The sequence below is a fragment of the Vibrio sp. 704 genome (genome assembly GCF_033339295.1).
Window position 1 is genome coordinate 1 of the sequence record NZ_JAWOUH010000802.1, and the last position, 568, is coordinate 568.

Sequence of the window (568 nt, forward strand, 5' to 3'; positions counted from 1 at the left end):
CGTTTTTCCCGTAGTGACTATGGGCATAATGCTAGTGCAGCTCGCTTGGGCAGCCGGTGAGGTTTGGCTACAAACGCCTAGCTACGCGAATGCCATTGGCTTTAGTGGCACCGTCATCATGACGTATTCCGCGCTCGCTTACGCCATACACGGATTCCGTAAACCAATGAAGCGCGCGTATGTTTGGGTAAGTGGAAGCTACTTTCTTGCTCATGCACTCATTGTTGCTTCTATCATTTACTAACGTAAGTCAAAGCAGTGCTCGACGATTTCAGTACACTGGTCGGGTTCTATTTGCTAACTGGAGTTAATGATGAGTGACATTCATGCTCACAACTTACTAAACCTACTACGTGAAACCCCAATGAGCCGCGACGAGCTCGCACAACATTTTGGCGCAGACGTACGCTTTCATACCTGTAAGTTGAATGATCTAGACTTAGATGCATTGCTAACCTTTTTATTACAGCGCGATAAGGTTCGCGAACTCGAAGGCAAGTTCGTCGTCAACATGGCGCGTATTTGCAACCATTAAGCGGCGTCTGAGGTTGTTTCGGTAATCGGGGGC

2 protein-coding genes are annotated in these 568 nt (G+C 48.1%); both read left to right on the forward strand.

Translation table 11 applies throughout. The features are described 5' to 3' along the window. A partial coding sequence (locus R7R24_RS29205) for a lysoplasmalogenase family protein (protein WP_318120524.1) occupies positions 1–244 on the forward strand: 244 nt, incomplete at its 5' end. A gap of 69 nt (positions 245–313) precedes the next feature. Continuing rightward, entirely contained in the window at positions 314–535 is a 222-nt protein-coding gene (locus R7R24_RS29210) for a YecH family metal-binding protein (protein WP_015297472.1), read from the forward strand. Positions 536–568: the final 33 nt, after the last annotated feature.